This is a genomic window from Actinomadura darangshiensis (assembly GCF_004349235.1).
GTDB lineage: Bacteria > Actinomycetota > Actinomycetes > Streptosporangiales > Streptosporangiaceae > Spirillospora > Spirillospora darangshiensis.
Genome location: NZ_SMKY01000042.1, coordinates 38489 through 44605, shown reverse-complemented (window position 1 = coordinate 44605; position 6117 = coordinate 38489). Strand labels below are relative to the sequence as shown.

Here is a 6117-nt window from a genome sequence, read left to right as displayed (position 1 = left end):
TCCCAGCACCACCCAGTGTGTCCCGCACCGCGACCACCACTTTCCGCGTGAAGAGTCCAACTCGATTGCCGAGCGTGTTCTTGTCGCAACACAAGGTGACAGGCGGACATGCAAGATCGCAATAGATTCTCTAAAAGAGACTTCAGAGCAAGCTTCGCCGGACAGCATCACCCAGCGCATGGCAAGGTGTCACCGTGAGTGAGATTCATGTCGACGGCTATAGCCCGACGATCAAGAAGCGCGCCCTGAGCCGCAAGCTGGTCGCCGCCCGCAAGGAGATCGGCATGACCACGACCGAGGTATGCAAGCGCCTCCGATGGAGCGCCACCAAGCTCAACTACATCGAAAAGGCACGGTGGATCACCCCCAACGCCGACGCAGTCAATGATCTCTGCGAGCTCTACGGCGTAGACGGCAAGGAACGCGAGGCCCTGACGCGTCTCGCGCGCGAAGCACGTGAGCGCGGTTGGTGGACGAGATACAACGACGTCTTCCGCAATGAGTACCCGGGGTTCGAAGCCTCGGCTTCGACAGTCCGGACCTTCCAGAACACCTATCTCCCGGGGCTCTTACAAGAAGCCGGCTACATCGAACTCGTCACCAACGCCGCCGGGATCGATGACCCTGCCGAAGTCCGACGACACGTGGCCGCTCGGCTGCAACGCCAGGAGATCTTGACGACGGCGGACACCCCCTGCCGGCTGCACGCCGTGGTGGACGAGAACACCCTCCGGCGGCTCGTCTCACCGCCCATACGCGTCCCGCAAGTCCGGCACCTCATCGAGATGTCCGACCTTCCGAACATCGAGTTCCAGGTCATCCCGACGACCGCCGGACTATACCCAGGAGCAGGTGAGTCCTTCACACAACTTGGCTACTCCGACCCGGGGGAACGCGACATCGTGTTTCTTGAGACCAGCGTCGATGACCGGATGCTCGAAGAGAAAGATGAACTCCAGTCCTATAAGGTCAGATTCGACCGGTTGTGCGCGATCGCGCTCGACGCGACAGCTACACGCGCATTCCTTCTGGATCTGATTGAGGGCGACGAGTGACTCCTGCAGCTCCCACCTGGCGGAAGAGCAGCCATTCGCAGGGCGGTGGAACTGAATGCGTGGAGGTCGCCCAGGTCAGCGACAAGCGCGCGGTGCGCGACTCCAAGGATCCGGCCGGTCCCGTCCTCAGCCTCACCCCCGGCGCGTGGACGAGCCTCCTCAGCACCATCAAGACCGGCGCCCACGACCTGCCGTGAGCGGCCATCCCGGCCGGGCCGTCAGACGGAGCCCGTGCGCGGGGGTCACGTCGTCAGGACGGTGAGGTCGTTGATGATCTCTGAGGCCGTGACCGGATCCAGTTCGGAGAACGTGAGCGGGCTGCCGCGGTCGGAGTGCCAGGTGAGTCCGGTGCCATCGTTCAGCCAGACTCGCTCGATGCGCTGCTCCGGCCAAAGGTCCAGGGTCCCGATCGGAATGCCCGGGTCGAGGCCGACCACGATGGCGCGGCCACCCGGGACCGGGCGCAGGATCCAGAACTGGATGCCGTTGTCCTCCGGTGTACCGCGCTGCCACCCGCGGCGCTCCATGCCGATGACCTTGCCGGTCGGGACGGTTCTGTCGTGGAACCGCTTCAGTTCGGCGTCGTCGCGCTCGGCGTCCGTCAGGGTGTGCACGTCCCGTCCCAACTGCGGGAACGGTTGCTGGATCTCGTAGTCGGCCAAAACTTGCGACCACCTCTTGAGCGTCTCGGCGAGATGCAGCGGGTGGGCGATGGTGATCGTGGCGTCCTCGGACGGTGTGAGCACGTCGTCGTCGACGTCGGCGAAAGTGCGGTCCTCGGCGAGCCGGAACGCGGTCGCCGTGTCGCCGTGCTCGCTGAGCCACACCAAGCGTCGTGCGATGTGCCACACCAGGGGGTGTCGGACGAAGAATGCGTTGAATTCGGCCAAGGACCATCGCCGCTGCGTCGTCATCGCCCGTTCGAGGCGCTGGAGTTGGATGCCGGCGATGGCGCGGACGTCCTTCTTCAACCTGCCGAACCGCTGGTGAGCGGCGGGAGCGAGTTCGGCATCGTCGCGCACCCCGGGCTTGGGCAACGTCGATCGGAACTTGCCGTTCTCGTCGATGACGTAGGGCTTGAGCGCCTCGTCGAACCCGGCGGTGAAGCGGCGCGGGCCGTAATCGAGGACGAGTGCGCCGTCGGCGTCCAGACCGAAATCGGGGACGAGCCGGTCGCCGAGTTGTTCGCCGGTGAGTCCGCGGGCCGCGGCGATCTGCTCGACCTTCTCCTGCGCACGCTTCTTCAGGCCCTTGTACTTCACCTTCTGGGAAATGGCGTGGATCTCGCGGAGGGCGAGGTCGGTTCCGATCACGGCCAGGACGTCGAGCCCCCGTACGGCATGGTGATGAAGGCCCACCCCCGGCCATTCCCGGATGAGCGGGACGAGTTCGTGCACGACCTCGTCGTCCCCGAGCCAGCCCAGCGCGCTGAACTGCCAAGCGGTCGCGGCGTCCGCGCCATACTCCACCCAATGCCCGCGCAATGCGCGGCCGAACTCGGCGAGGGAATGGTCGTCGCACGCCGCCAGCACACCCGCGAGGCCGGGATCGGGATCCTCGGGCGTGGAAATCGCCAGCAATGTGAGCAGGTGCCGGACGGACGACACCGGCAGCGCGCGTTCCCGGCCGTTCAGCAGCACCTGCGGAAGCGTCTCGGCTTGCACGCCGAGGTCACCCGGTATCTTCCGGCGGGGCAGAAGGTTCTCCGGGTCCCCGGTGAGCAGGGTCTCGACCAGTTCGACGGCCTGGTCCCCGTGGGCGCGTGCGGCGGCGAGCACCGCCTCCTCGCCTTCGCGGCGCGCCAGGAAGAGCAGTGCGTACTCGGCGGCGGTCCGAGCCTTTCCCGCCTTACCCGCCGCGACCGGCACCAGGTACGGCAGCGCGGCGGGGCCGTGCCGGTCGAACCAGGCGGTCGCGACGTCGCGCATCGACCTGGTGCGCAGTAGCCAGTCGGCCATGGCCACCGCGACCTCGCCGTCAAGGAACGACATCAGCAGCGCGGCGCCGCGGGAGGGCTTCGCGCGGGCGAAGCGCAGCGTGACCGGCAGCGCGTCGAGACCGAAGCGGGCGATCAGGACCTTCAGCCAGTTCTCCGGGCTCCACCAGCCACCCGGATGTTTCCACTCGCCGGGTACCCACTCGCGCAGCGCGGGCCTGACGAGCTCCTCGGGCCCCATCGCGAGCAGCCCGGCCATCCATTCCTGGTCCTCATTGACCCGGCCGGCCTGGAAGCGCGCGATCCACCGATCCCATCGTTCGGCTCGCTCTTGGGGCGCCGGGATCACGCCGACGTCGCCGTACCCGCGCTCGTTTCGGCCCAGGTGCCAACTGTCGGGATAGGGGTAGAAGATATCGCTGCTCAGCCACGTGTCACGTTCGCCGGCCTTCCATACGACGGCCTGGTCGGCGGGCATGATCAGGCCCTTGAGAACGACCGGCTTGGCCTTCTGCACGGTGCGGGTCCAAGGGGGGTCGACCAGGAGCCGCGGTAGTTCGTCCGGCGAGGCCTCGGCGACGCGGTCACCGGCCTTGATCAGTCGCTCGACGGTCGCGCGGCTCTCGCCGGGCAACCCGGGCAGGACGTGGGGCAGCGAATCGGAGTTGGCGCGCAGATGGTCGGTCAGCAGGTCCCCCGCGTTCTCCTCGGACGCCGCCGCCAGAACGCGGATCGCGCGTACCGGGTAGCGCTCCATGGTCTTACGCAGCGCGGCCCGCATGTGGGAGTTGCCGGCGCGTTCCAGCATCAGCCGGAACGCCTCATCGCTAGGCACTCGTCCCAGTACTTCCAGCAGGTACCTGCGGCGTGTCACCTCATGATGGAAATTGTCGAACGCCTCCGCCAGGAATGGGGCGATCGCCGTACCGACGCCTTCCATCAAGGTGACAAGGTTCTCCATGCGACAACAGAAAGAAACATCGAGGCTGGCCGCGGCACCCAGGATTTCAAGATGCTCGGTCGATCCAAGAGAACGCAGCAGCAGGTCGTGCGGCAGGGAGTTCGGCGGCGCCTCGCAGCATTCGGCGACCCAATGCATTTCCGTCGGGACGAGATAGGCGCTGAGCATCTGCCGTGGCGGTGTCGTGCGCAGCCCGGAGAGGAGCGTGACGACCTCCTCGTACTCGGCATCGTCCGCCACGGCGAGCAGGGCACGCAGCCGTTTGGCGGCGTCCTCCAGCCGGTAGCCGTCAAAACCGGTCCCCTGGTACCACGCCAGGCTGCCCTTGCCGGCACCGTACGAACGGACTTCGATGGCACAGCGTTCGAGGAAGGCATGGACGGCGAACGGCAGACCGTACGTCACCATCCAGGCGTCCACGAACTGCACGGCCATCTCGCCTGTGTAGAAGTCCGACTCCGGGATGGCCGCGACACCCGCCGCGCCCAGCGGAGTGGGTTGACCCGCCAGGTGCTCGCGCGCCGCCACGGCCAGCTCCGGCTCGGTCTCGGAACGGTCGAGGACCATCCTGATCTGCGCCGCGTATTTCGCGAGCAACTCGTCCTCACCGATATCGGCCAACGTGAGAGTCGGCCCCGGATGTCCGCCGCGTCGCGGATGCAGGTGCCGCACCCAGGATCGGGGTATTTCGAGGTCGTCTTCCCCCGGAAGGGCGAGGCTCGGCTTGATCATGGTCGGGAGCGTAGCGCCATCCACCGACACCGTGCGGCGGACGCGGATCGACTCCGCGCCCACCGCCGTTCAGGGGCACCCGCAATGGAGCGGGCAGGCAATTTTCCTGGCGCGAATGGGCACCGGAGTCAGGGGGCGGTGATGGGGAGCCGGCCCCGGCATCTGCGGCTGTTCATCGGCGGTCAGGCGCTCTCGCTCGTCGGGGACGGTTCGGCGCTCGTCGCGATCCCGTTGCTGGTGCTGGAACTGAGCCGGAATCCGCTGGTCTCGGGGCTGTCCGCGGCATCGGTGACGCTGGGGCATCTTTTCGTCGGGCTGCCCTCGGGGGTGCTGGTCGACCGCCTGGACCCCTATCGGGTGCTCATCGCGATGGACGCGGCACGGGCCTTGGTGTTCACCGTGCTGTTCGCACTATGGGCGACCGGGCTCCTCAATATCTGGCTGATCTTGAGCCTTGGCGTCGTCAACGGCGCGTGCCAGGTCTTCTTCGAGACCGCCTTGGTGGTCGTCGTCAAGGACCTGTTCCCCGACGACGCGCTGCTGCGCGCCAACTCCACGATCGAACTGGCCAAACGGCTCTCCTTCGCCCTTGGGCCTGCTGCTGTGGGCGCGCTCGCGGTCGTCGGCGGGATCGGCGTCGCGCTACTGGTCAACGCCCTGACGTTCACTGTTTCGCTCGCAAGTCTGGCCGCGGTGCGGCGCCGCACCGTCAGCCGCGCCGTGCCGGGGCTGCCGTCCCGATGGCGGCAGCTGACCGCAGACTTCCTGGAGGGGCTGCGCTACCTGTTTTCGGTACGGACGCTAGTCATCCTGACGGCCGTCCAGATGATGGTGAACCTCTGCCTGGCAGCGGAGAAGCTCGTCTTCTACTACGGCCGCGACACCCTCGGCCTGTCCGCTTCCGCGGTGAGCATCGTGATGGTCGCCGGTGGCGTGGGCGGCGTCTTCGGAGCACTGTCCGTGTCGTGGCTGGTGCGACGGATCGGCCGGACCCGGCTGATCGTGGTGGCCATCGCCGCCTGCGGCACGGCCGTGGCGGCGATGAGCGCGGCCGGTTCCCTCCCCGCCCTCATCCTCGTGAACGCCGCCTACCTCTGGACACTGGTCGTCGCGAGCCTGGTCAACCGGACCCGGCGGCAGCAGATCGTCCCCCGGCCACTGCTGGGCCGCGTGACCGGCACGGTGAGACTGCTGTTCCTGGCGGTCGATCCCCTGGGCGTGATCATCACCGGCACCCTGACGACCGCTCTGGGCGGCGACCCGCGCCTGGTCTTCCTCGGTGCGGGCACGCTGGTCGTAGCCACCGCCGTGGCCGGCTGGTACGCGGGCCTACGCGATGACGACCGGTCCCTGACCCGGCGTTGAGTCCTCGGCCGTAAACCGCGTTGCAGTGGCCACGCGGCGACGGTTACCGTCCGCGGGAATCGTCGTCT

The 6117-nt window shown here is 67.3% G+C and carries 5 protein-coding genes; 4 read left to right on the top strand and 1 reads right to left on the bottom strand.

Annotated elements, in window-relative coordinates:
• The 3 genes from E1293_RS48565 to E1293_RS12490 all read left to right on the top strand — a co-directional run.
• Window positions 1-202, top strand: a 202-nt coding sequence (locus tag E1293_RS48565; RefSeq protein WP_207938810.1) for a hypothetical protein, incomplete at its 5' end; no start/stop codon positions are given.
• Window positions 195-1055 (top strand): helix-turn-helix domain-containing protein, encoded by an 861-nt coding sequence (locus tag E1293_RS12495; protein ID WP_132197154.1) that lies wholly within the window; start codon window positions 195-197, stop codon window positions 1053-1055. The genes E1293_RS48565 and E1293_RS12495, both read left to right, overlap by 8 nt.
• Window positions 1052-1252: a DUF397 domain-containing protein gene (locus E1293_RS12490; RefSeq protein WP_132197152.1), complete on the top strand. Its 201-nt coding sequence runs from the start codon at window positions 1052-1054 to the stop codon at window positions 1250-1252. Before E1293_RS12495 ends, E1293_RS12490 begins: the two co-directional genes overlap by 4 nt.
• Before the next feature lie 45 nt (window positions 1253-1297).
• On the opposite strand, the gene E1293_RS12485 is transcribed toward E1293_RS12490, so the two are convergent.
• Complete coding sequence (locus E1293_RS12485) at window positions 1298-4684, bottom strand: DUF4132 domain-containing protein (protein WP_165978181.1); 3387 nt, start codon at window positions 4682-4684, stop codon at window positions 1298-1300.
• 141 nt (window positions 4685-4825) lie between these two features.
• On the opposite strand from E1293_RS12485, the gene E1293_RS47365 reads away from it, so the two are divergent.
• On the top strand, window positions 4826-6049 hold the full coding sequence (locus tag E1293_RS47365) for an MFS transporter (RefSeq protein WP_165978180.1): 1224 nt from the start codon (window positions 4826-4828) through the stop codon (window positions 6047-6049).
• Window positions 6050-6117: the final 68 nt, after the last annotated feature.

Coding starts and splice junctions, on each gene's coding strand:
- E1293_RS12485 (WP_165978181.1), bottom strand. CDS start 4,684: ATGATCAAGCCGAGCCTCGCCCTTCCGGGGGAAGACGACCTCGAAATA.
- E1293_RS47365 (WP_165978180.1), top strand. CDS start 4,826: ATGGGGAGCCGGCCCCGGCATCTGCGGCTGTTCATCGGCGGTCAGGCG.